Origin of the sequence: Photobacterium piscicola, from assembly GCF_900166965.1 — a bacterium.
GTDB lineage: Bacteria > Pseudomonadota > Gammaproteobacteria > Enterobacterales > Vibrionaceae > Photobacterium > Photobacterium piscicola.
Genome location: NZ_FUZI01000063.1, coordinates 1 through 561, shown reverse-complemented (window position 1 = coordinate 561; position 561 = coordinate 1). Strand labels below are relative to the sequence as shown.

General features: G+C 53.3%; 1 protein-coding gene. It reads left to right on the top strand.

The window, feature by feature from the left end:
- Positions 1-561: Ig-like domain-containing protein (locus CZ809_RS20965; protein ID WP_144396234.1), on the top strand; the 561-nt coding region annotated here is incomplete at both ends.

The window sequence follows — 561 nt, the reverse complement described above, 5'->3', positions numbered from 1 at the left end:
ACGGCAAGTTAACGTGGACGGCAGAAGTTGACGGCAGTGTTTTAGACGGTGCGACGGCTGATAGTGTGACGGCAACCGTCACCACCACGGATGAGGCGGGCAACAGTGCCACGGCGACGGACGATCACCCTTACAACATTGATACTGACATTGCGGCAGCGATCACTATTACCTCGATTGCTACCGATGATAATGTAACCGGACCTGATTCTGAACAGTCCCAAGCGATCATCGGTACGGTTGGCGGCGATGTGAAAGCGGGCGATTGGGTAACAGTGACCCTTGATGGTAAAACGTTAGGCACCGCCGAAGTACAAGCGGATAAGTCATGGCGTTTGTCTGTTGATGGCAAGGTCTTGTTGGATGCGAAGACGGATCATGTTGGCGCGACAGTGACCACCACCGACACCGCAGGCAACAGCAAAACCGCCACGGCTGAGCATAATTATACGGTGGATGTTAACGCGACTATCGATATCGATAAGATCACTGGCGATAACGTCATTACTCAACAAGAAGGCCATCAGCAGAGCATTGCGATCACCGGTACGGTGGGCGGTC